The organism is Alkalihalophilus pseudofirmus OF4 (assembly GCF_000005825.2).
GTDB lineage: Bacteria > Bacillota > Bacilli > Bacillales > Bacillaceae_D > Alkalihalophilus > Alkalihalophilus pseudofirmus.
The window spans coordinates 74,807-99,425 of the sequence record NC_013792.1 but is presented as its reverse complement, the minus strand read 5'-3'; the positions used below and the strand labels follow the sequence as shown (position 1 = coordinate 99,425).

The following is a 24,619-nucleotide window of genomic DNA, read 5'->3' as shown; positions in this document are numbered from 1 at the left end:
TGTGTAGAAAGTATGTGTTTCTAAATAATTACAGTGTTTTTTTTGAAAAGGTAATATCTTATTTTTTTATCTTCATCTTTTCTCCACATTTATCTTCTATTGTTATATCAAATAAAAGCAGTGTTTCTATCTAGGGGAAATATAATAGTGCGACTAGTAATATTTACTCTCTGAAAATATTGGAAATCATTGTAACTTAATATAAATTGACAGGTTAACCCTTTATATATGTGGGCTATAGGAGGAGTAATGTGAGAATAATATCAGTATTGATATTCGTTTTTATTACTTTGGGTGGATGTCAACAACCAGATACCAAAGACGTTCAAAATATTTATGAAAACAGTTATATAAAAGTGGTAATAGATGAAATCGTGGAAGTAGAGAATGGTTTTTTCTTAACAGTAACGCTGGAAAGTATTACGGAGGGCGGAATTAACAAAAATGATTATGCTGTTGCTTTTCCAAGTCAGATCATTTTAGCTAATGGTCATGAATTTTACAAAATTAATGAGGAGCAAAAAACAGAGTTCGTTAATGATGAGAAAGTGATGATACGCGAGTTCTATTTAAGTGAAAGTGAAAACCAAAAATTAGCAGGATTCCTATCTTTTTCGTTATACGTTAAGCCAACTTTCAATAAAAAATTAGTGACCTTTGAAATAGATGGGAATAGAAATAATGTTATGAGTGACGGAATTATACTAACAAATATAGATCTAAAGGATAACTATTTAAGGTTAAATTTAAATGATGTACATCCAACAAAAGGAATGGGGGTAACGATAGAGCTTGAAGGAGAGAGGATTTATCCAGTGGTATCTAGAACTGAGCAAAATCTAAATACGATGAAAGGTGAATTTGAGTTCGCTCAACCACTACCTGAGACAATTTTATTAATGATCTCAAGAGCAAATTTGTCAGAAACGATATGGGAACTTCCTTTTACATTAGAATTTTAACATTAATATGATAACGTGTTTTCATAATTTTCACCATTTCGTTTCAAATTAAATACTAAGGGGTTAAACATATGATTGAAAACAAAACTATTTTAATTGTTGATGATGAGTTTCAAATGCGAACTCTTTTATCGATTTATTTGAAGGATGAGGGATTTGACCTATTTGAGGCTTCGACGGGTAAGGAAGCTATTACTAAGATTCGGAATAACCCAGATAATTATGATCTAATTATACTAGATATTATGATGCCAGATCTTGATGGTTTTGAGGTATGTAAAATCGTAAGAGAGTATTCAACAATTCCTATACTAATGCTCTCAGCCAGGAAGGCATTAGAAGATCGAGTAGATGGGTTAAATTTAGGAGCAGATGATTACCTTACAAAACCATTTGAACCAGAAGAATTAATAGCGCGTGTAAAAGCATTGCTAAGAAGAGTAACTACAATTGAGGCAAAGAAAGACGAAGTAAAGTTAGCATTTGAAGATGGATTATCTATTTATTATGAAAATAGAAGTGTCTATGTGAATAATGAATTGGTTGAATTAACAGCAAAAGAGTTCGAGCTTTTATATAAGCTCGCTTTAAATCCACAACGAGTGTATACGAGAGACGACCTTCTTTATTTAATCTGGGGAGAGGATTATGTAGGAGCACAAAGAACTGTAGACTCTCATATGAAAAATATACGATCAAAACTTTATGCTGCTGGCCTAAAAAATAATCGAATAATAACTGTATGGGGTGTTGGATACAAATTTGTATAAAAAGAGATGGTACAACTTATGAATCGAATTGATATTAAATTAGGCCTTACGATTCTACTCTTATTAATTACGATAATATTACCGTTAGGCTTTGTCATGAATCAAATTTTTTATGGGTTTTATGTTAGTCAAGCCCAAGAAGAAACACATATGCTGTCTTCTCAATATGCTAATTTAATTAATGATAGTACTGTTGAAAACCGATTAGAGGTTGTGGAAGTAGCTGCGAAAATCTCGAATCAAAAAATGCTAGCACTTAGTGATGAGGGAGAGGTCTGGGCTCAATCGAATTTTTCGATGAGTCATCATGACACAGGGTACCTTCTTAACCTTATCCATTTTGCTGATTCGCAGCACTATATGACTAATTCATTTGAAGATTCTGATGGGAAAACGTATATTGCGACTGCTTCACATATAAATGTTAATAATTCAAAGGGGCATGTAATTGTTTTTTCTTCGCTCGAGAGTATCATACAATCCATAAAAAAAGTACAAGATTTCCTAAAACTCTCAGCGATTGGATCTTTATTTCTAGGGATTGGACTTACTTATTTCATTACCAAAAAACTATCTCAGCCTTTAGTAAGTATGGAAAAAGCTGCAAGACAAATTGCTAGAGGCAACTATAATACACGTATTATTCAGAAATCAGGTGATGAGTTAGGTTCACTGGCACGTGCTATCAATGATTTAGCTTTCAGTTTACAACGTGTAAATGAACAAAGAAGAGAGTTTTTTGCCAATATATCACATGAGTTACGCACACCTATGACTTATTTAAAAGGATACTCAAAAGTTTTGCGTGAAGGGCGTTGGAAAACAGAAGAAGAGAGAAACCAATACCTTGAAATTATTGATCATGAAGCTACAAGACTAACTTATTTAGTCGATGATTTATTTGACTTAGCACAAATGGAAGAAGGCCGTTTTAATCTTGAACATAAAAAAGTGAACATTAATGAAATTATAAAACTTGTTGTAAAGAAAACGGCATACAAAGCTCTAGAACAAAATCTTAAAATAGAATACCGAGGTGGACTATCTGATAAGGATGACAGTATAGTGCTTGGTGATCCTTTAAGATTGGAGCAAGTTCTTATAAATTTAGTCGAAAACGCAATAAAGTATACGAAAGAAGGATCCATTACAATTTATACTGTTAGTAATGATGAAAATATTAAGATTAAGGTTAGGGACACGGGAATTGGCATGGAAGAAGAGGAGCTACCGTATATATTCGAGCGTTTTTATCGAGTAGAAAAGTCTCGGTCTAGGGCTTTCGGTGGTACTGGTCTTGGATTGTCCATTGTGAAGCAACTAATAGAGTTACACAATGGGACAATTGAGGTGGAGAGCACTGTTGGTGAAGGAACTGAATTCACTATTATTCTACCCAAAATTTTGGATTAAAGTGAGATGAAGCCAATTGAAGAAAGCAGAATGGCTAGTTATTTTTGTTTTTATTTTATTAGGAATTATATGTTTAACGATTTCAGCAACTTGGATTCTACCTGAAGCCCATCGTCATCTTAGTCTTACCTTTATTACCATTTGTTTATATACTCTTATTCCAGTTTTCCTAGTAAGTTGCGTTTATATGATCTTTAAAATCTACACCAAAAAGGCAAAGCATATTAAATAGTACTATAATGGGTCCTCTTAATATTAAGGGGCTCATTTTTTATGTCATAGTGATTATATGAATAGGATGTGACAGATTTTCCAATTTAGCATTTCTCCATGATTCCTTCACAATTTCTCTTTATACTCTTAACTATTGTAGGTTTAAAGGAGGAGTTCTATGAAAACTAGACGATTATTTATCCGAACAGTGACCTTGCTCATCATGGCAATCGCGATAGGGTATACATTTTATTCTAATTTTTTTTCAGATGCGGATGCAGCTGTTCGGGTAGGCGATGAAGCACCAAATTTTGTTCTTACAGATCTTAATGGCAATGAGGTGGAGCTTGAAGATTACCGGGGGCAAGGTGTTTTTTTGAATTTCTGGGGTACATATTGTCCACCGTGTGAGCGTGAGATGCCTTATATGGAAAACCAATATGCGATATATAAAGATCAGGGAGTTGAAATCCTTGCTGTAAATGTAGGTGAACCCGAATTAACCGTTCAGCGCTTTGTAGAAAGACTAAACTTAACGTTCCCAATTCCTATGGATAAAGGACAACAAGTATTAGACCGTTATGGTGTTATTCCACTTCCGACTACATTTCTAATCAATGCGGAAGGGGAAATCATTAACATCATTACAGGAGGCATGACAGAGCAAGCGATCGCACAGTATATGGAAAGTATTAAACCGCAGGAGTGATTGAAATGAATAACCTTAGCTGTTCTTGTGGACAGCAAAATCCTCAAGGAACAGACTTATGTGGAGGATGCGGCAAACCATTAGTCGCGAGTGAAAATCAGCAAGTTTTAAATATGCGTTATGAAGGAGCGGCAAGACGTTCGCAAACCTACAATAAAACGATAGTTGATCAAATATGGAATTTTTTCTCCTCAGTAAAAGTAGGGATTTGGATTATTGTCATTTTGTTGCTAGCGTCATCATTGGGGACCATTCTTCCACAGGAAATGTATATACCACCAACCGTTAATCCGGCAGAGTACTATCAAGATCAATATGGGTTTCTCGGACAAGTGTATTATGAATTAGGTTTTCATAACCTGTATCAATCTTGGTGGTATTTATTATTAATGGCGGCTTTGACCGTTTCACTTATCATTGCTAGTGTGGATCGTTTTTTTCCCTTATATCGTTCCTTAAAACACCAACGTGTCCATAAACACATCAATTTTATGAAGAAACAGCGTCTAGTAAGTGAAACACAACTAGATATAGCGCCAAATAAAGAGAAATGGTTGAGTAGTTTAAAGGGAAAGAAATACAACGTTAGAACAGATGGAACCGCTATTTTAGCTGAAAAAGGCCGATTTGCTAGATGGGGACCTTATATAAACCATATTGGTCTCATTATTTTCTTAATTGGTGGGATGCTACGCTTTTTTCCGGGAATGTTTGTTGATCACCACCTTTGGGTTCGAGAAGGGGATACGGAGGTAATCCCAGGAACAAATGGAGAATACTATCTGGAAAATCATCAGTTTATTGTTGAATTATACGATGAAAATGACGAGCTCTTCCAAACGGCGATTGATAGAGCAGGGGGAGTTGTTGTTAAAACCTATCAAACAAACGTGACACTGTACCAACGAAACGATGACGGTCCAGTAGGTTCGCAGCGCGATCTTCAAGAAGTGGATACGTACCAAATCAGGGTGAATGATCCCTTTAAATTTGATGGGTTTGGTCTATATCAAGTTGATTACAAACTCCATGAGTTAAATAAGATGATGTTTACAGTTGAACATGATGAAACAGGTGAAACGATTGGAGAGTTTACAGTTGATCTATTTTATCCTGAACAACAATATGATCTTCCTAATGACTACTACGTTAAATTACAAGATTATCTACCAGACTATTATTTAAATAATGATGGAATTCCAAGTACCAAATCAAGGATTCCTGATAATCCTGCCTTTATCTTTGAAGTGAATAGTCCAAATCAAGAAAAAAAAGAAGTAAGTTTTTTAACTATTGGACGTAATTTCGATCCTACAGATGAAAATGTTTATTCCATTAGGTTATCTGATCTAGAGACAAAACATGTATCTGCGCTGATTGTTCGAAAAGACTATACTTTGCCCATTTTAGTAATAGGAGGATTCATTTTTATGATTGGTTTAGTTCAAGGAAGCTATTGGACTCACCGAAGAATTTGGATACAAGAAGAGAATGGGAAAGTAATGATGGCAGGCCATACGAATAAGAATTGGTATGCTTTTAAACGTGAAATGGCTGAAGTGGCAAAAGAGGCAGAGCTCGAACAGCCGGTCGATAGGACAGAAGACAAATAAGTGGTTTGGGAGTGTTACAACATGGTCGAACTAAGTAGTAATCTATTGCTCGCGGCGTTTTTTATCTACATTTTCGCGACAATTACTTTCTCTATTACGATCTATTATGAAAATAGTACATTAGGTAATAAAACGAAGAGGTGGGGATGGATCAGCTTTGGTCTGGCGTGTGCAGGATTTTTAGCACAACTAGGGTATTTTGTCACTAGGTGGATTGCGGCTGGACATGCTCCGGTTAGTAATATGTTTGAATATACCACGTTCTTAGGATTAACCATTATTTTTGCGTTTCTAATTCTTTATCTTATTTATAAGAAGCCGGTATTAGGTATTTTCTCAATGCCTGTTGGAATTGTGATCATTGCCTATGCATCAGTATTCCCAAGAGAAGTTACGCCTTTAATACCTGCCTTGCAAACTTACTGGCTTCATATTCATGTGATAACCACTGCTATTGGTCAAGGGATTCTAGGGGTTGGATTTATTGCAGGTTTAATCTACCTCATACGTGTTGTTGACCAAAGCAAACGCTCTAAACAAACATTTTGGCTTGAGGCTGTTATTTATTCGGTTACGTGTGCTGTAGCCATTGCAATAACGGTGGGAGTGTTTTCATTAAATAATTATTCTGTCACTTTTAATTGGATAAATGAATGGGAAGTGGAGGCACAGCTTGAATATGAATTACCGGCTATTGTAGGTCCTTATGAAGGTGAATTAATAACAGCTGATCAAAACCGATTTGGCCCATTATTTGAAACACCCGGCTGGATGAACGGAGTGGAGTCTCCAAGAAAGTTTAATACGTTTTTATGGTCAATCCTTTCAGGAAGTATTCTTTATCTTCTATTACGTTTCATTCTAAGAAGACGGATTGCAGCTGCGATACAACCTATCTTGAAAAACGTTAGTCCACAACTTTTTGATGAAGTTAGTTACAGATCGATTATTATTGGGTTTCCAGTCTTTACTTTAGGTGGATTAATATTTGCCATGATTTGGGCTCAAATCGCTTGGACACGATTTTGGGGTTGGGATCCAAAAGAAGTTTGGGCTCTTATAACGTTTCTTTTTTATGCTGCTTATTTACACTTAAGACTATCAAGGGGGTGGCATGGTGAGAAATCCGCATGGCTCTTAGTGATTGGTTTTGGGATCATCATGTTTAACTTGCTATTTATTAATTTAGTCATCGCAGGATTACATTCATACGCTTAAAAGGAGATTGTTATGGCAGATTTAACTATATTATTGGCTTTTGGAGCGGGGGTTTTATCTTTTATTTCCCCCTGCAATCTTCCCTTATATCCAGCCTTTCTATCCTATATAACTGGGATGACGATGGATGAGATAAAGAAAAAAGGTCGTTTTCTACCTCCAAGAGCTATGTTACACACGTTCATCTTTATTTTAGGGTTTTCTACTATTTTTGTTGTGCTTGGAATGTCCACAACATTAGTAGGAGACTTATTCTTGCAATACAATAATCTTATTAGGCAACTAGGGGCCATTTTCATTATTTTGTTTGGACTGGTAACTCTTGGAGTAATCCGGCCGCCGTTTCTAATGAAAAATCATCAATTCCAATTCTCCAAAAAACCAAGTGGATATGTCGGAACCTATGTAATAGGAATTGCTTTTGCAACTGGGTGGACTCCTTGTATTGGTCCTATCCTAGCTTCCGTCATTGCTTTAAGTATGACCAACCCGGGTTCCGGTATGCTTTATATGAGTGCTTATAGTATTGGGTTTGCAATACCTTTCTTTATGATGACATTCTTTATTGGGAGAATGAATTGGATTAAAAAATATACAAATCTCATTATGAAATTGGGCGGAATTTTAATGATCATATTTGGTGTATTTTTATATTTCGATTGGTTGACTAGAATTACCTCTTATTTAGTAAACAATATTTTTAATGGTTTTATGGGCTTTTAAAGAGAGATAGTATACTAGGGGAATCGGTCGTATATTTCTATAATGGGATTTGTTGTAATTGCTTACTTTTCACCATTTATTTGGTTAGTAAAGCGAAGTCTCTCCTCGTGCCAATTGAGAGGAACATTTGGCAACGGGTAAAAAAGAGAAGAACGTGTTAAAATTAAATGTATCGTTCTATGGATTGAGGGATAAAGAAAAGTTACTAAACTTCACCAAAAAATAGATTTAAAGGGGATTATGTTAATGAAAAAAGGATTAATTGTGAGCATACTGACTTTATCTTTTTTTGTCATGTCGGCATGCTCAAGTGACACAAGCCAGGTTGACTCGTTTATGCATATTCATGGGTTAGAATACTCACAACATGACGAGAGTATTTTTGTGGCTACACATAATGGCTTACTTAATATAAATGAATCTGGTTGGGAATTAGTTGGTGAGCCAGAACATCAGCATGATTTCATGGGTTATACCATAAAAGATGAGAACGTCATGATCTCAAGCGGACATCCTAGTATTCGGTCTGACTATGTTGATCCATTAGGGGTTATTATTAGTCATGACTCTGGTGAAACATGGGAACCAATTGCCCTTTATGAGGAAGTTGACTTTCACCTTCTACACGTGAATGAGGGAAATCGGGAAAAGATGTATGGAATCGATGTATATAATTCAAACCTCTATCGATCAGAAAATGGGGGCCATGATTGGAAGATGGTTGATACAGACGGATTACCAGGACCTGTAGCTTCCGTTCTATCATTAACGTCTCATCCACAATCTCCTGATTACTTATTAGCAGGAACTGAGACAGGACTGTATGAATCATCTGACGGTGGTCAAACGTGGGCTTTAAAAGAAAATAATCTTAGCGCTAGCTCTTTCCAAACGCTTGATTCTGATTCAGAAGAGTTAGTAGCCTATCTCTTTGGAGAAAAGGAAGGCTTGTATTTGAGTGAAGACTTTGGAGAAACGTGGGCATCTCTTAATTTTAAGATAGACGATGATTACATTATGTATATTAGTAACCACCCAGCTGACGATCAAAAGTTAGTACTTGGATCAATGAATCAAAGTATTTATGAGACAAATGACTTCGGAAGGTCATGGGAATTATTGGCAGAGGAGGGGAAAAGAAAGAATTAAAAAGGTAACTAAATAAGAGTAAAGATAAAAATCAATGAAAACAGTAAGGGATAAATGACAGAAACAGTCATTTATCCCTCTTTTTACTTTCAAAGGTATTGCGGATGAAACAAAGCTTGTTGATCGGGTGGGTATAGACGAAATTTATCTGCTTTATTGCGTTTAATCATAATCAAATCACCATCTCACTTAAGGAATCTATGTTCTTATAATATCCATGAATTTTTGGGGATTTAAAATTGGAGGGGAACGGTGATGTTGAACATTCATTTAATTCCCCTTTGTTTTACATGAATACTCCATAAAAAAACAAACATTGAGGGTATTATCATTATCTTATCTATAACAAAAAGAAATATGAGGTGTTGTCAAAATGTGCGGTTTTGTTGGATATATAAATGAACAAAAAGAAATAGGAAATTTAGAAAAAAATGAACTAAATAATATGCTTAAGTTGATTCATCATCGTGGACCAGATGACACAGGTTTCTTCAAGGATGATCATATCGTTTTTGGATTTAAAAGGCTAAGTATCATTGATGTGGAAACTGGCAATCAACCTATCTCCTATGAAAATGAGCGTTACTGGATGGTATTTAATGGTGAAATTTATAATTACCAAGAACTACGTAAAACCTTGGGGAATATAGGTTACACGTTTCAAACTTCATCAGATTCAGAGACAATTCTTGCTCTATTTAGTCATAAAAAAGAAGAAGCTTTTTCTGACTTAAGAGGAATGTTTGCTATTTTGATTTGGGACAAGCAGGAGCAAACTTTGTACGGGGCACGAGACCCCTTTGGTATCAAACCATTGTATTATACAAATGGTGAAAGTAAGCATGAACTATATTTTGCTTCTGAGAAAAAAAGTTTGGTAGCACTAAGAAATAATAAATCTTTAAATAAGGAAGCATTACATCATTATTTAACTTTTCAATATGTGCCTGAGCCATTAACGATGACAACTGATACGTTTAAAATAGAGCCTGGCCATTATTTCATCAAAAAGAAAGGGGAGAATTTAATCCAAACAAAATATTGGGAGCCAATCTTTAAACCAAGTCAAGGCGATCTTGAGACAAGTTCTAAACAGATAGCACAGACGTTGGAGGAGTCTGTAAATTGTCATATGATAAGTGATGTTCCATTAGGAGCTTTCTTATCTGGAGGAATTGATTCCACTTGTATAGTAACATTAGCGAAAAAAATTAATCCTGACATTAAAACATTTACTGTAGGATTTGAGCAAGAAGGTTATCATGAACTAAATCCTGTGAGGCAAACAGTGGAGGCATTGGAGGTTGAAAATTCTTATTATCAAGTTTCAGTTACTGAATTTGTTGAGGAACTTCCTAAAATTATTTGGCATTTAGATGATCCCGTTGCGGATCCAGCAGCTATTCCTCTTTACTTTCTAGCAAGGGAAGCTGCCAAACATGTAAAAGTTGTTCTATCTGGCGAGGGTGCAGATGAACTGTTTGGAGGCTACCGAATTTATAAAGAGCCTTTGTCACTCCGTCCTTTATCAACTCTTCCGGATAGCGGGAAAAAAATGATGAATTTCATTCTTAATAGAGTTCCACAAAAAGTAAAGGGGAGAAACTATATAGAACGTGGGCTTACCCCGATTGAAAAGCGTTACATTGGGAATGCAAAAATGTTTTCGGAAGCCGATAAATTTAAGTTGTTGAGCCAGTATCAATCAGATTATAACTATGAAAAGATCACTATGCCATTTTATGAGCAAATTCAACACCTGGATGATATTACGAAGATGCAATATATCGATCTTCAGACATGGCTACGAGGTGATATTCTTGTGAAAGCTGATCGAATGACAATGGCGCATTCATTAGAACTCCGTGTTCCATTTTTAGATAAAGAAGTCTTTAGAGTAGCTGCTAATCTTCATCCCACTTTAAAGGTTGATAAATCGCAAACGAAAATTGCTCTTAGATGTGCAATGAAGCACATTGTACCAGAGCATATTGTCAATCGAACTAAGCTAGGATTTCCTGTCCCAATTAGACATTGGCTACAAAATGAATTGTACGATTGGGCAAAGAATTTGATTATGGATAGTCAGACTGACTACTTATTTAAGAAAAAAGAGATTCTTCAGTTGCTTGAACAACATCGTAGAACTAATTTGGCTGAGAGTTCAATGTTTAAGAGCAAAGGGGATTATAGCCGTCCATTATGGACAGTACTGACTTTCATGCTTTGGCACCAAGTCTTTATTGAAAAGGTCTATGAGTTTGATATTTCTATGGAGCATAGTAAATAGCTTTGAATTTTTTCATTGAACATGTTGAATAACTTTATTCAACATGTTCGGCTATTTTTGCTATATGTTGGATACTTTCTAAGAATTACAACGCTTGTTTCCTACCTTATGGGGGGACATGTTCCAGTTTAAAGACATATCCTTTTCCCTAAGCTTTTAAATAAGAAAGAAAAATATAGAACTAGAAAAAGGAGCGAGAAATGATGAGGAAATATCTTTTACCATTAAGTTTTATCATCGTAATAGGAATATCAGTTTTAATCACTGTTAACCCATTCCAAGCACCTATTGTAAAAGAGGATCCTATAAGTCAAAAATGGGATGATATTGACCAAGAGGAAGTACTAATGGAAGTTGGTAACGAACACGTAGAAATGGTTGATTTACGAGAAGAAGAGCTCTATAGGAAGGGACATATATCTGGTGCCATCAACATCCCCTATGAAGAGTTTCAAGATCGCTATGACGAATTAAACCAAGAAAAACGCATTATTCTTATTTGCCATACAGGAAGAATGGGGGTTGAAAGTGCCGACTTTCTTGTGGAAAAAGGATATGATAAAGTAGCAAATTTCGGCGGTGGAATGGCTGTATGGGATGGTCCTCTTTCAATAGAATAAAGATTCAATTCCTTTTAAAACATCAAAAATACTTTTCCCTACTTAGGTTGAAGTAAGTAGGGAAACTGTCTCATAACTCCGTAACGATTATAGTAGCTGTCATTCCAGCAGATTCATGCCCTTGTATGGTACAAATTACTTCGTACGAACCAGATTTCGGAAAAACAATTGACTTACTTTCAGAAGTGCCAGGCATCGCATGAAGATGGAAATCCAACCCTTTAATCTCAAAATCATGTTGTTCTATTCCGTTATTAACGAGTGTTAGTGTTACCTCTTCACCAGGTGATACTTGAACCTGATCTGGACCAAATTGATATTCATTCGCAGCCACGATTACTTCCTGATTATATACATGATTGGCATGGTGGTTTGTTCTGTCATTAAACTCAATAGTAAAGTAGTGAAAGCCAAGAATAAACGAACAAACAAGCGTAAAATACGGAAGTGGGTGTAAAGTCAAAGATTTCTTGTTTGTTACCATATTAATTTCATAAATTAAAAGTAAATAGATCAGAAAGAAAATCCCGACAGTCCAAAGACTCATGATGTTTAGAATTTGGTTATAATGTTCAGGAGAAATCATAACACCTAACATCGTCCCCATCATTCCCCCCATCACGCCTGAAAGGAGTCCATCTATAATCGCGATTAAGGAATGAGGGAATCCTGTCACTACACCAATGATTCCGCCTACTAACATACTTAAAACAGTCATTTCAAAAAAGAAGTTCGGGAAAAAAATTGCAGAAAATGTACCTATGCTTAATCCAGTGATCATTCCTAGAGTCATAGAAACAACCATCCCTATCATATTGCTTAATTTCTCTTTGAAAAAATAAGAAAGACTTATTAACCATATTAGCAAAAGGATAAAAATAATAATGAGTACAAGTGGTTTTAGCAATTTATTTCTCTCCCTTCAAGTTCTTACTTTTATTGGCTTAAAAGATTAACTATTTACAAGAGTTACAATTTCTTCGGAATGTTTACAAGACGGGGAGAAGAAGGCCCATAAATTAACTACCTTGAATTGGGCTTCCCTAACATGGTATTAGTCCAATTTATTTAAATATTTTTTCTTTTTTTTGAAGAGCGTTTTGCCAAAATACAAAGCAGTATTAGGGCTACTTCGCGCTATATATGTTAAGTAATATACTAAGGGAAATTTAATTACTCATCTTCTTGGTTTAATTCCAATAATATTCACTAATAATGTCTGCTAATACTTCACTCGTCCGATAACTTTCCCCTAAAGTATTATCTACACCGCCCATTTCAATTAGTATGGAGTTTTCTGAAAGGTCCTGATTATATCTACCGTTAATCCCAGTTCCGTCCTTTACAAGAACCCCTCTACTTAACCCTGGATAATGCTTTTCAAGTAAATAATGCAAGTCCTCAGCTAGTTTTTGATTCTTCTCATAGTTAGGGTTATTTTTTCCTATAACAAAATACGTTCGCGCATATTCTATCCCATTAATTGTAACGGTTGTTATATCCCTGCGTAATGCATCTCGATGAATTTCAAAGAAGAATTCCAAGTCTTGATTGTTTTCCATTGCTGTTTTTATAAGATCTCTTGACGCTTCATAGGACTGAGGATAGCTCCAACCACGTTCGCTTAACATACCACTTATATCAGTTTTGTCGACTTCTGTTCCAATTCCCCTTTTTTCTAATTCGTTGCCTAATCTCTCGCCTACTAAAGTAACATTGACCTCTGCATGCCAAGCGTCATTAGGTTCAGATACGTTTTTTAACTCAGGCAGGAATGACTCTCGACTATGTGAATGGATAATATGAACAATGTTATTCTCTGTTACTTGAGATTCGGCGCTCATATCATTACTTTCATCAGAAGTTTCTTCGTTCATATTTGCCAAACTCTCAGAAGCTGCCTCTCTTTCAGCAAGAATGACATCCATTGGGGGCGCTGATTCAGAAGTAGGCATGTTTGTAAAATCAGATCCTTCTCCAGCGACAACAATTGTTCCATCATAGAAGGAGAACCCAGGAAGTTCTCTCCCTAGAAAAGTTCTTGGATCACCTAAATTTATACTTGTCATTATCTCAAAGGCTATTTTTCCTAATGAAGGATTTCGACTCTCAGTTGGTAATACTTCAGAAAAATAGTGATTCTCCTTACTTATCAAATAGAAGAGGGAATCAGTTGTAAAATCATTAGCTGCTCGTTTGAAGGATACACTAGTTAACGATGTTTGAAAGGTTGTTAATGCTCCAATAATTATAAAGATGGATATCATACTTAAAATTAAAGTAGTTATCACATTTTGTATGGATAGGATTGTAGAGTGAGTTTTACTAGGTTTCAATAGTGACCTCTCCTTTCACTCGTTAATAGATATGTCGGCAAGTCATAAACTAGAAGAATATTATTCTACAAAGGTTTATTAATTTAAGTGGTACTTTTGATTTTTAATAGAGGAGCAAGAGATTTATCATAACGGGGGGATGAATATGAGTTAACAATAACGGGATCTGGAAAAGAAGAGCTTGAACTAATAAATGGGCAAGAGCAACAGTTTAATTGAATCTTACTTGATATCATGATGCCAGAGATCAACGGCTTAGAAGTATTGAGAGAGAAACAATATGGTGGAACATTTCATATTGAAAGTACGGTCAATGTAGGAACGGTATTCACAATTTGATTATACGATTTTTGATAGAGTGTTATGAAAAATTGTTGTGTTTAGCAACATGAAAGTGGAATAAGTTTTTTTCATAAACAGAAACGAGTTTTAAATAATATAGGGAATTTTCTAATCTTTTTGTACTTCTTCATATTTCTATCAAATTCTTTTGTTACATTTTTTATGAGAGGTTCTTGGTGCTCTGTAGGGAGTCGAACTGATGAAGGGGGTTTTGCGAAATGGATTTAGTTACATTTCTTTTACTTGGTGTTCTTGTTCTCTTAAGCCTAACTTGTGTTAAAGGCATGGGCAAGCACGGTGGAAGTTCTACCTGTTGTTCGCCTAAAAAAAACATAACTGCTAATCCAGTAAACAACGAAGAATCAGTTTCTGAATCGATCGAGTTACAAAAAATGCATTCACAAATAGAGAAAATAGAAAAGGATAATCAAAAACTATTGAAAGAAATGGACGGATTACGAAAGGAGTTGTAACAATTGAACACATTTTTACTAGTATTTATTGCGATTAAAATCGTTTGTCTGTTCTTCTGTTGGAAAGCCGTCAAGATGGCTAAGCAGAGTACCCCTAATGGGACGCAAAAAAATAAGAATGAGAATTTAATTAACTCATCTGAAGATTGGCAGCAAGCACAAAAACAAATGAGTAAGTTAATGGAAGAAAATAAAAAGTTGACTGCATCTTTAGAGGAACTAAAAAAGTCAAAGTCATCTTAAGGAAAATGCTCATGTTATAGAGTAATCATTGTAAAAGATTAATGTAATGTTGGTAATCGAAGAAAACAAATGACGCATGAAAGAATAATGGCATTGACTCCTATCAATTTGTTGTAGGAGTCTTTTGTTGTCTATAAACAAAGTTACTATAAGATAATACCAAAATTTAAAAAACTTCATATTTTCTACATAATTGAACGATAGAATAATAGTTCTTGATCAGAGTAACAATACACGAAAAATAAAACGTAAGGGTCTATGGAGATCTATTAAAAATACGAGGGTTGAAATCATTATGAAGACAAATAGTGGAGGGGAAAATGGAGGATCGACTTATATATTACTTTCAAGAGTATGAACACTTTGCAATCTTCATTAGTATTGGAATTAGTATTATTGTTGCTGTATTAGGAGTTATTCCAAGTTTCTTTGTGACCGCAGCAAATTTAATTTTTTTTGGTTTCTGGATGGGGACATTTATTTCTTTTGTTGGAGAAGCGCTCGGAGCCATCATAGCATTTTATTTGTATCGAAAAGGGTTGAAAAAATTTTCTCAGAAACCGTTGGACAAGTACCCAAAATTAAAACAGTTAGTACATTTGAAAGGAAAAGAAGCCTTTTACTTGATTTTATCCCTTCGTCTTCTTCCATTTGTTCCTTCAGGTCTGGTTACTTTTGCAGGAGCCATTGGTAGTGTTTCATTTATCACTTTTGCTATTGCAAGCTCAATAGGTAAAATACCTGCGCTTTTGATTGAAGCGTATTCAGTTTATCAGATTACTCAATTTGAGTGGCAAGGAAAAATGATCCTTAGCATTGTAGCGATTTATTTAATTTTTGTTGTTTGGAAAAAAAGGAAGCAACCCACTTCTGCTTGAATCAGCCACTTACTAATAAATTTTAAAATCTGTAACCACGCTAAATTGTAACGCTTGCTGTAATAACATAGAAAGGATAGGTCATGTATTAAATGAGGTATTTTTACATTGCTGCACTAGCAGTGGTATTTGGAATCTTAATTGTAATTTATAAAGAAAATTCACTATTAACAGATTCTACAAAAGAAGAAAATAAAGAAATGTTATTAAGTGACTACTTGAACAAATTTCATAATTTGAACCCTTAGTCTCGCAAGGTTTTCAAGACACAAAAAAAGGAGTACCTCCCCAAAAGTCGAATTAGTTAGTTACCACAACAAAACTAAAGACTGGAGGAAGACTCCCTTATGACTATTATACGACAAGGAAGCCTATTTGACCTGCAAGATTTATATGATTTAGAACCTACCCACCGATTTGAAGCCGTCTTTTCAACGATTGATATTTATCCTGTGCTAGCTGTGGTTTCAAAAAAAGCCTTATACGGCGCACCTGTTCAGCTTAATTATGCAGCAATGTTCTACTCTCTTATCGCTAGAATTCTCGAGCGAATCCCAACGATAAAGGACTTAATTAAACGGCTCAAACATGATTATATGTTCCGTTTAGATTGTGGTTTTCTTCTCTCTGATGCGATTCCATCCGAAGCGTCTTATTCAAGAATGCTCTCTAAATTAGTCGACTCGCCTGTTCTTGAACGCGTTCAAGAAACGCTCATCCTTCAGGCCATTCACGAAGGGTTTATTACCGATGACACGATCGCCATCGATGCGACTCATATTGAAGCGCGTGATCAAGCGCCCGTGAAAAAAGAGAAGCCCAAAACTACACCCAAAAAACGTGGACGAAAAACCAAAGAAGAGCAAGAAAAATGGCTTCAAGAACAGACTGAGCGAGAAGCTGCGCTTCCGATTTTCGAGAAAAAGATAGAAGATCAACTTGACGTGTCATTAGCTGAACTACGATCTTCGGTTCCTCTCGATCCTAAATGGGGCATCAAGAAAAACAGCGAAGGCAAGAACGTCTTTTGGTTTGGTTACAAAGGAACTTTGCGGTTGGCACCAAGAGTCAATACATCCTTCAATCGCTCTTTTCTTCTGGAAACTTAAATGATGGAAAAGCCGCAATCCCTTTATTAAAGGGGGTTCAAGAGCGTTTATCTGAGCTTCCAATTAGCTTTAGCACACTCGATGCGGGGTATGACTACCCAGCGATTTACGAACAAATCTATCGAATGGGTGCTCAATCGGTCATTGCTTACAACAAGAAAAACGAATCTGAGATGGAAGGGTTTGATCCGCACTTTGCCCCTACTTGTGTTCGAGAACATTCCTATCGTTATGATAGTTATGACTCTAAGTACGAGATGCTCAAATACACACGTCCGAAAGAGTGCAGCGGCTGCCCTTTAGCTGAAGATACGTTGTGTCAAAAGGTGTATAAAGTGAAAATCACCACTGATTTGCGTCGTTACACAGCTCCAGCCAGAGGGTCCAAAGCTTGGAAAACCCTCTACAAGAAACGAAGTTCCGTCGAGCGAGTCATCGCTTATCTCAAAGGATTCTTCCAGTTAAACAACGTTCGTTACTGCAAAGGAAAGCGAGCAAAGGTACAGTTTGATTTGACACAATTGGTTTATAACGGAGCGAAGCTCGCGTGTGATCGTATAGCTAAATGTTCTTCTGAAGTAAAAGGTAATCTAGCTGCTTAATCACTTGTTTTTAAAGATGTCAGAAGAAAATTCGACTTTTATCGGCACTTTGATTTGAGCTTTATGAAATTGATTCACTTATCAACAGACGACGGAAAAATGAAGAATAAGAACGATGATTTAGATAGTGCTCCAATAAAAAATAGTATTGATAAAGGCGAACAATCCCAAGAAGATTTTGATAAAGATAAACCATGGGAATCTTACACGGAAGAGCAATTAGATGATGTTCTTTTATTAATAGATAAAGAGCGGGGCTTACCAAAAGACTATGTACCTTCGGATTTAGTTGAGCCAAATGTCCCCTTTCCGTTCATTGAGGAGCTGCCTCAACGCTTAATACGACAGGAAGCAGCGGCAGCACTTGAAGATTTATTTAAAAAAGCCAATGATGAAAACTTAAATCTTTATGCTCAATCCGGGTATCGCTCTTATGAACGACAGGAAAATATCTTTGCGTATTATGTTGAGAGAACCGGTAAAGAAAAGGCAAGTCGAGTAAGTGCGAATGCTGGGCATAGTGAGCACCAAACTGGTCTAGCCATGGATGTAACTAGTCCGGAAGTGAATTTTCAATTAGTCACCTCATTTGAAGATACACCTGAGGGACAATGGATTAAGGAAAATGCTGCGCAGTTTGGATTTATCATACGTTATCCAAAAGATAAAGAAAAAATTACAGGTTATCAATACGAGCCATGGCATCTTCGGTTTGTAGGCAAAGAGCCGGCCAAAATAATTCATGAACAAGGGTTAACGTTAGAAGAATACTTAGGATTTGAGTAAGCTTTGAAGAGTAGATTTTAATTAAAGTTAAAAAACTAATATCTTTTTTTCTTAGCTCCCTTCGCAAGGGGGCTTATTTACGTTTTGGTATCATGATTAATAATTAAATTTTGAACAAATTTCCTTTAATACTTCTTCTTTGTGCAAACTGGTAATATTTACTAGTTTTATGTGGAGTGGTCTATTAAATAATAAGAAAGAAGGGAGGAGATGTAAAATGACCACTTTGATTGATTCAACTATACACCAACATCAGGCGTGTATTGATGCTTGCAACAAATGTATGCAAGCATGCGAAGAATGTTTATCATCATGTCTAAAAGAGCCTGATGTCCAAGCTAGAACTCACTGTATCAGTATGTTAAGAGACAGCGCAGATATTTGTTCAATGGCATCTCAGTGGATGTCACGTGGAAGTATGTTTGCAAAACAATTTTGTGAAATGTGTGCTATGATCTGCGAAGCCTGTGCTACTGACTGTGAGAAGTTCCAAGACGCTCATTGCCAGGAATGTGCTACTTACTGCCGCAAGTGTGCAGAAGAATGCCGTAAAATGGTAGCTTAAAATCGAGCAAAAGCAGGTGATCAAGGTTGCCTGTTTTTGTTCAATATCTGTTAAAGAAGGGATCAAATGATTATACAAGACATTAAAAAATTAGATCGTACCATGCTGATTTTATTATTCGGAGTCTTGCTTTCCCATTTAGGAACATACTTAGTGATTCCTATGTTACCGATTATGTTAAAAATAGATGCAGCATTATCTCTAGCGCAAATAGGAATGATCTTAGCAATGAATGCCATATCATTTCAATTTGGGAGCTTACTCGGAGGATTTTTGGCAGATCGTATTGGCAGAAGGTTCATTATTGGGTTAGGAGCCATGATTGGTGCAGTTGGATTAATCGGTTTTGGACTCTTTAATATATTTGGATTGTTACTTGTAGCCTCACTGATTACAGGTCTTGGCAATGGATTGAATGCTCCATCAACCAAGGCGGCCATTGCGGCACTGGCATCAGAAGAAACGCAAACGACAGCCTTTTCGATGCGTGGGATTGCAGCTAATATCGGAACAGCAGCTGCTGGCCTTATTATCTTCTTTGTTGTGACAGGATCCTCTAAGTTGATTTTTTGGATAGCGGGAGTTATTTATGTGGTACTCGCATTAAAGAGTTGGTTTTTCCTTCCGAAAAATTGCGGAGGTGCAAATTGTCCCGTTATCCCATCGGGTGCTTATAAGGAAGTGTTTAAGAACAAACCTTTTATTATGTTTGGTGTAGTAAGTGTTGTGATTTGGGCTTTGTATGCTCAGTTAGCTTTAACGCTTCCACTACGGGCAACGGAGGTTTTGCCTGATCCAAGTAATGTGGCTTTGATTTGGACGATCAATAGTGGGATTGTCATTTTGGCTCAAAACGTGATGACAGGAAAAGTTATTCAGAGGTTACATCCGTTAACCGCACTTGCATTCGGGATGTTATTTATTGGGTTTGGAGTCGGTTCTCTTTACTTTGCTACATCTTTTTTTCACCTTGTTTTAAGTGGTGCCATCTTTGTTGTAGGTGAAATGCTTATCTTACCAACTATCGATAGTACAATTTCACAGTTATCGACAGCCGGATTGATCGGTCTCTTCTTTGGATTGGCGAATGTGATGTCAGGCTTAGGTGAAGCTGGTGGAAACTTTATTGGTGGTCAATTACTTCAAATCGGAACAGAAGTTAGTTATTTACCGTGGGTCGTGTATGGAGCAACAGGGGTAGCGTTATTCTTGGTTGTTCTATTACTCAAGAAATGGCAGCCACTTGAACAATTATTACAAAAGGCTACGACACAAGATGATAAGCCGAGACACGCACCAAGAGTTCAACCGGGACCTACGAAAAACCGCTCTCATCCGTTTAGTGGTTGGGAACAAGAAGTATTTTTCAGAAAAAAATCATCCACAGAGATAGGAAGATAATCAAATGGAACAACATCAACATCATGAAATGCAACATCATATGCACATGGGCGCAGCCGAAAACGATATCATTACAACCATTACATATCAGGACTCTATTTTGAATATTCATTTAGAAGATCGAGAAGGGAGCCCACTAGAGCTATTACAAACACATGAGAAATATATGCACCTGATCGTCGTCAGTGATGATTTGCAAGAGTTTTATCATTTACATCCTGAGCAAATTGATTTGTATACGTATGAAGTAACGCTCCCTCTTCGTGATCTTACATCTTATAAGGCTTTTGTTGATATAAATCCGAAAGGGAAACATTATCTAATTGAAGCGAATGCAATAGAGGACAATATACTTAATCATACTCATTTCTGTCATAATGAAATGAACCTTATTCCTAACAAAGAAAAGATAAAGGAAATTAGTGGGAAGATCGTTGAAATGACTCACGGTCCATTGAAAATCGGAGAAGATGTTACACTTCATTTCGATCTCAAAGGTGAGAAACCTGAACCTTATCTAGGGGCTCTTGGACATGTAGTAATCATTGATGATGAAGTAAAGCAATTTATTCATGTGCATCCTAATTCAGATCATGAAACAGTATTTGTTGCTCAATTTATAGATAGCGGTTTTTACAAACTATGGGTTGAATTTAAATTTGCAGAACAAATAATTGCTTTTCCTTTTTGGATAGAAGTAAAGGAAAAGTAAATGCATGAAATATTTTATCACGCCTTATCAGAGACTTGAATCTCAAAAATTCTTGTCTTTTTCTTTTTGCTTATAATCCTACAAAGGCTAGTGTGAATATAAAACGAATACTATACGATTGAAAAAACTACCAGAATAACTTTCTAAGCATAGAAATGGATGAGCTGACGTTTAAAAAAATATAAATTGATAGAAGTCCACAAAAAAAACACAATTAAGAGGTACGCTAATATAGTAGTAAGGTCGCTAATTATAAATAATGAATATTAAATAAAGAATTGGAACTGGAGGCAGAAAAAGTGAGAATAAGATTCAAAAAAAGTTTTATAAAGGCAGTTTTATTATTGGTGATAACAAATGTATTAATAACTTCTCCCGTGTCAGTTAGTGCGAATCCAAATATAAATACAAACTCAGCTATCCTTGTAGATGCTACCTCTGGAAAGATCTTATTACAAAAAAATATAAATGAATTATTAAAAGTTGCTAGCATGTCAAAAATGATGAGTGAATATTTAGTTCTCGAGGCTATTAATAATGGGGCAATATCTTGGGAACAGGTCGTTCCTATAAGTGACCTCGTTCGTGAAATATCACATAATAATAATCTTTCCAACGTTTATTTACGGCAAGATGAAACATATACAGTTAAAGAACTTTATGAGTCAGTAGCTATATATTCAGCTAATGGTGCTACGATGGCATTAGCAGAGCTAATTGCTGGATCAGAAGAATCATTCGTTAACATGATGAATGATAAAGCAATGCAATTGGAATTAGGGGAGTATGGAATTGATTATAAATTTGTTAACTCTACAGGTCTACCGAACCAATATCTTTTAGGAAAGCACCCAGAAGGAACGACAGAAAAGGATGAGAACGAATTAACGGTTAGGGCAACTGCGAAGTTAGCTTTTCATTTACTAAAAGATTATCCAGAAGTTCTAGAGACAGCTAGTATTGAAAGAAAAATCTTTAAAGAAGGAACAGAGGACTTTATCCAAATGGATAATTGGAATTGGATGCTCCCTGGTTTAGTTTATGGATACCCGGACGTAGATGGTTTGAAAACGGGATATACTGCTCAAGCTGGATATAGCTTTACTGGAACTGCTGAAAGAGATAACGTTCGATTAATTACAGTTGTAACAAAGACAAGCTCACTTGAAGAACGTTTTAGCGAGACTAAAAAACTATTAGACTATGGTTTTTCACAATTTTCAATAGAAGAACTTATCCCTAAAGGATATAGACCTGAGGGACAGGAAACCGTTGGAGTTTCGAAAGGGAAAGAACATGAAGTTGCTGTTTTTACTGACGAAAGTCTAATAAGTTTCGTGCGTGTAGGAGAAAGAGACAATTATATTCCTGTAGTTACTTTTGACCAAGAACGTTTAAACGAGAATGGCGAGCTAATTGCTCCTGTAGAAAAAGGAGAGAAAATAGGAACGATATCGTTAGAGTATGTAGGAGAAAATGATTATGAATTTATAGATAGTCATTATATTGCCCAAGTAGATGTAATAACAAATGAAGCGATTGAAGAGGCAGGTTTCTTTAGCTTGGTTCTTCGTTCAGTAGGTGGATTTTTCTCAGAACTATGGGTAACTCTTTATAACGCAATTAAAGGTTGGTTCTAATCATCTGAGAGGTACATCTAAGTCTAGATGATACCTCTCTATTTCTTTCCTAGAAGGAGAGTGAAATAGAATGAAAGTATTATTATTTTTAGTAACACTACTTATCTTCAAAATTTTAATTTTTAGCCAAAATGATTGGTTTTTATATCTGAAAGCTGGTGAATGGATAGAATTAAAAAGACTAATCGGCAATGAATTAATAATTGTCTTATTAATAACCATGGGACTTATGATAATGCAAAATCTATTCTCATTTCTACCATTTTTAGTTCTCACCATGTTCAATATTTGGTTATTTGGTTTCTTTTATGGGTATCTTTGGAGTTTAGCCGGAAATATTATCGGGTCTGTGATTGTATTTTATATAGCGAGGTATTTTTCACAAGGGAAGATCTTTAAACACAATCATTTGAAAATAAAGAAAACGATTGAAGAGAATGGGTTCCTAGTTATTTTAGTGAGTCGCATTACACCTGTAATTCCGTCTAGTATTATAAATATTTCATGTGGAATGAGTAATATAAAAACCAAAGATTACGTACTTAGTACTATGTTTGGTCACGCTATCTTTGTATTTGTACTATCTATTTTATCTATTGGACTGATTTCATTTGAGGAACAATATATTGTATATCTATTCTTATTCCTTATTGTTGTAGGTATTACAGCGTTAAAAATAAAAAGAAAAGTCTCTTGGTTAAATGTTTAGTTACTAGGTAGAATAGTGTTTAAAAAACGATTTTGTGAATTTAGCTTACTCTTGAAGAGGCTACCCATTATAACAATCTAACTAAATGAATGCACAAATCGTCAATGGATTTGTGCATATAACCTGAAGAGGATCTTTTATGATTTTAAGTAGGGTTCCTGATAAATAACATGAAGGCCAGGGCTATTAAAGCAATAGAGGGTAAGAGGACTTCTTCCTGTTGTGCAAATATTTTACTATTACAGGTTGTCTATTGCTCAGTTCACTTTTGTTTAGTTAATTTCATTTTCTAACTCGATAAGAGAAAAAGACAGCAATGCTTATTAAAAGAAAGAGAACAATTCCTGCTATAAGCCAGCGATGAGGATCCGAGATAAAACAACTTCTTCTCCCGCAGTCCACTCTGTACGGTGACCAATCCTATCATCAGCTACAAAAAAATGAGCGTGATTCTCGTCTTAATGAAAATAGCCCTGATCATCAAGTCCTCCAGTTTGTAACACGATACCATTTACAACATAAACGGTCACAGTTGTTCGTGTTGAAAAACGACTATCATCGTATACAACCCGAATTTCTCCTGGTTCTAAAGGTTCTATTACTAACCTATGTGCATGAGTGGTGGAAGGATTCGTAATGAGTATAATTGTTAATAACAACAAACTTATAATAAACAATCTGTCCATGGCTACACACCTCAACCTTTGGAATCCTATAGGGAACGGGGAAAATTAGGACTGTGTCCCAGTCCTTTATATTCAGTTGGATTTTGCGGATCAATAGTTGCCCCTGTTTCAGCAGCGATAATCATGTCGAATTCATTTGGGTGATGCTCTGTAAATATCATATAAGTTCCTTTTTCTTCAATTTTGAACGAATAAAACGACTGATCCAAATTCAACAGTATTTCGTAAACAACTCAAAATGGTCATTTTCCGCTACTTCAATGGCAGTTGATTTGATAAGGTGAGCAGCATGATGTTCTAGGTCTTTAATATTTTTATTTTTCCTCATAGTCTCATCCTCGAATCATTTTGATTAAGTTCTAAGGAATAAGTACCAGGATCAAAATTATAAAGCGCAGACCATTCATAAGGAAGATCGTCGTGATGATCAATTTCTGATTCTTCATTGGGAGGGGCA

The 24,619-nt window shown here is 35.7% G+C and carries 23 protein-coding genes and 1 pseudogene; 21 read left to right on the top strand and 3 right to left on the bottom strand.

Annotated features, from left to right (window positions below):
• Positions 1-251: 251 nt before the first annotated feature.
• The 10 genes from BPOF4_RS19685 to BPOF4_RS19640 all read left to right on the top strand — a co-directional run bounded on the left by BPOF4_RS19685 (position 252) and on the right by BPOF4_RS19640 (position 11,680).
• Positions 252-962 (top strand): hypothetical protein, encoded by a 711-nt coding sequence (locus tag BPOF4_RS19685; RefSeq protein WP_012961011.1) that lies wholly within the window; start codon positions 252-254, stop codon positions 960-962.
• 71 nt (positions 963-1,033) lie between these two features.
• On the top strand, positions 1,034-1,732 hold the full coding sequence (locus BPOF4_RS19680; RefSeq protein WP_012961010.1) for a response regulator transcription factor: 699 nt from the start codon (positions 1,034-1,036) through the stop codon (positions 1,730-1,732).
• An 18-nt stretch (positions 1,733-1,750) separates the two neighbouring features.
• Positions 1,751-3,145 (top strand): sensor histidine kinase, encoded by a 1,395-nt coding sequence (locus BPOF4_RS19675; protein WP_012961009.1) that lies wholly within the window; start codon positions 1,751-1,753, stop codon positions 3,143-3,145.
• A 391-nt stretch (positions 3,146-3,536) separates the two neighbouring features.
• Positions 3,537-4,067 carry a thiol-disulfide oxidoreductase ResA gene (gene resA / locus BPOF4_RS19670; RefSeq protein ID WP_012961008.1) on the top strand — a complete coding sequence of 177 codons (531 nt, stop codon included), beginning with the start codon at positions 3,537-3,539 and terminating at the stop codon, positions 4,065-4,067.
• Between the two features lie 5 nt (positions 4,068-4,072).
• Positions 4,073-5,680 carry a cytochrome c biogenesis protein ResB gene (gene resB, locus BPOF4_RS19665; RefSeq protein WP_012961007.1) on the top strand — a complete coding sequence of 536 codons (1,608 nt, stop codon included), beginning with the start codon at positions 4,073-4,075 and terminating at the stop codon, positions 5,678-5,680.
• A gap of 21 nt (positions 5,681-5,701) precedes the next feature.
• Positions 5,702-6,898: a c-type cytochrome biogenesis protein CcsB gene (gene ccsB, locus BPOF4_RS19660; protein ID WP_012961006.1), complete on the top strand. Its 1,197-nt coding sequence runs from the start codon at positions 5,702-5,704 to the stop codon at positions 6,896-6,898.
• Between the two features lie 12 nt (positions 6,899-6,910).
• Positions 6,911-7,621 carry a cytochrome c biogenesis CcdA family protein gene (locus tag BPOF4_RS19655; protein WP_012961005.1) on the top strand — a complete coding sequence of 237 codons (711 nt, stop codon included), beginning with the start codon at positions 6,911-6,913 and terminating at the stop codon, positions 7,619-7,621.
• 246 nt (positions 7,622-7,867) lie between these two features.
• Positions 7,868-8,770 carry a F510_1955 family glycosylhydrolase gene (locus tag BPOF4_RS19650; protein WP_012961004.1) on the top strand — a complete coding sequence of 301 codons (903 nt, stop codon included), beginning with the start codon at positions 7,868-7,870 and terminating at the stop codon, positions 8,768-8,770.
• A gap of 373 nt (positions 8,771-9,143) precedes the next feature.
• Positions 9,144-11,060, top strand: coding sequence for an asparagine synthase (glutamine-hydrolyzing) (gene asnB / locus BPOF4_RS19645; RefSeq protein ID WP_012961003.1), 1,917 nt, complete (start codon positions 9,144-9,146; stop codon positions 11,058-11,060).
• 200 nt (positions 11,061-11,260) lie between these two features.
• Positions 11,261-11,680, top strand: a complete 420-nt coding sequence (locus BPOF4_RS19640; RefSeq protein WP_238446524.1) for a rhodanese-like domain-containing protein — start codon at positions 11,261-11,263, stop codon at positions 11,678-11,680.
• 70 nt (positions 11,681-11,750) lie between these two features.
• Here BPOF4_RS19640 and BPOF4_RS19635 read toward each other — a convergent pair whose 3' ends face one another.
• Both BPOF4_RS19635 and spoIIP read right to left on the bottom strand, forming a co-directional pair.
• A complete protein-coding gene (locus tag BPOF4_RS19635) occupies positions 11,751-12,587 on the bottom strand; it encodes a cupredoxin domain-containing protein (protein ID WP_012961001.1) in 837 nt (278 codons plus the stop codon).
• Positions 12,588-12,870: 283 nt separating this feature from the next.
• On the bottom strand, positions 12,871-14,016 hold the full coding sequence (gene spoIIP, locus BPOF4_RS19630; RefSeq protein WP_012961000.1) for a stage II sporulation protein P: 1,146 nt from the start codon (positions 14,014-14,016) through the stop codon (positions 12,871-12,873).
• Positions 14,017-14,576: 560 nt separating this feature from the next.
• Between spoIIP and BPOF4_RS19625 the strand changes: the two genes are divergently transcribed.
• The 11 genes and pseudogenes from BPOF4_RS19625 to BPOF4_RS19580 all read left to right on the top strand — a co-directional run bounded on the left by BPOF4_RS19625 (position 14,577) and on the right by BPOF4_RS19580 (position 23,476).
• Positions 14,577-14,831 (top strand): hypothetical protein, encoded by a 255-nt coding sequence (locus BPOF4_RS19625; protein ID WP_012960999.1) that lies wholly within the window; start codon positions 14,577-14,579, stop codon positions 14,829-14,831.
• Positions 14,832-14,834: 3 nt separating this feature from the next.
• Positions 14,835-15,074 (top strand): hypothetical protein, encoded by a 240-nt coding sequence (locus tag BPOF4_RS19620; RefSeq protein WP_012960998.1) that lies wholly within the window; start codon positions 14,835-14,837, stop codon positions 15,072-15,074.
• 320 nt (positions 15,075-15,394) lie between these two features.
• A complete protein-coding gene (locus BPOF4_RS19615) occupies positions 15,395-15,952 on the top strand; it encodes a TVP38/TMEM64 family protein (protein ID WP_012960997.1) in 558 nt (185 codons plus the stop codon).
• A 92-nt stretch (positions 15,953-16,044) separates the two neighbouring features.
• Positions 16,045-16,200 carry a hypothetical protein gene (locus tag BPOF4_RS22310; RefSeq protein WP_012960996.1) on the top strand — a complete coding sequence of 52 codons (156 nt, stop codon included), beginning with the start codon at positions 16,045-16,047 and terminating at the stop codon, positions 16,198-16,200.
• 99 nt (positions 16,201-16,299) lie between these two features.
• Positions 16,300-17,663 (top strand): annotated as a pseudogene (locus BPOF4_RS19610) (IS1182 family transposase).
• 99 nt (positions 17,664-17,762) lie between these two features.
• Positions 17,763-18,449, top strand: a complete 687-nt coding sequence (locus BPOF4_RS19605) for a M15 family metallopeptidase (protein ID WP_238446523.1) — start codon at positions 17,763-17,765, stop codon at positions 18,447-18,449.
• A 169-nt stretch (positions 18,450-18,618) separates the two neighbouring features.
• A complete protein-coding gene (locus BPOF4_RS19600) occupies positions 18,619-19,014 on the top strand; it encodes a four-helix bundle copper-binding protein (RefSeq protein WP_420796446.1) in 396 nt (131 codons plus the stop codon).
• A gap of 66 nt (positions 19,015-19,080) precedes the next feature.
• Positions 19,081-20,415 carry an MDR family MFS transporter gene (locus tag BPOF4_RS19595; protein WP_012960993.1) on the top strand — a complete coding sequence of 445 codons (1,335 nt, stop codon included), beginning with the start codon at positions 19,081-19,083 and terminating at the stop codon, positions 20,413-20,415.
• A gap of 4 nt (positions 20,416-20,419) precedes the next feature.
• Entirely contained in the window at positions 20,420-21,127 is a 708-nt protein-coding gene (locus tag BPOF4_RS19590; RefSeq protein WP_012960992.1) for a hypothetical protein, read from the top strand.
• Positions 21,128-21,426: 299 nt separating this feature from the next.
• Complete coding sequence (locus tag BPOF4_RS19585; protein WP_012960991.1) at positions 21,427-22,767, top strand: serine hydrolase; 1,341 nt, start codon at positions 21,427-21,429, stop codon at positions 22,765-22,767.
• 70 nt (positions 22,768-22,837) lie between these two features.
• Positions 22,838-23,476, top strand: a complete 639-nt coding sequence (locus tag BPOF4_RS19580; RefSeq protein ID WP_003322320.1) for a TVP38/TMEM64 family protein — start codon at positions 22,838-22,840, stop codon at positions 23,474-23,476.
• 712 nt (positions 23,477-24,188) lie between these two features.
• Here BPOF4_RS19580 and BPOF4_RS22555 read toward each other — a convergent pair.
• On the bottom strand, positions 24,189-24,377 hold the full coding sequence (locus BPOF4_RS22555; RefSeq protein WP_218959111.1) for a hypothetical protein: 189 nt from the start codon (positions 24,375-24,377) through the stop codon (positions 24,189-24,191).
• Positions 24,378-24,619: the final 242 nt, after the last annotated feature.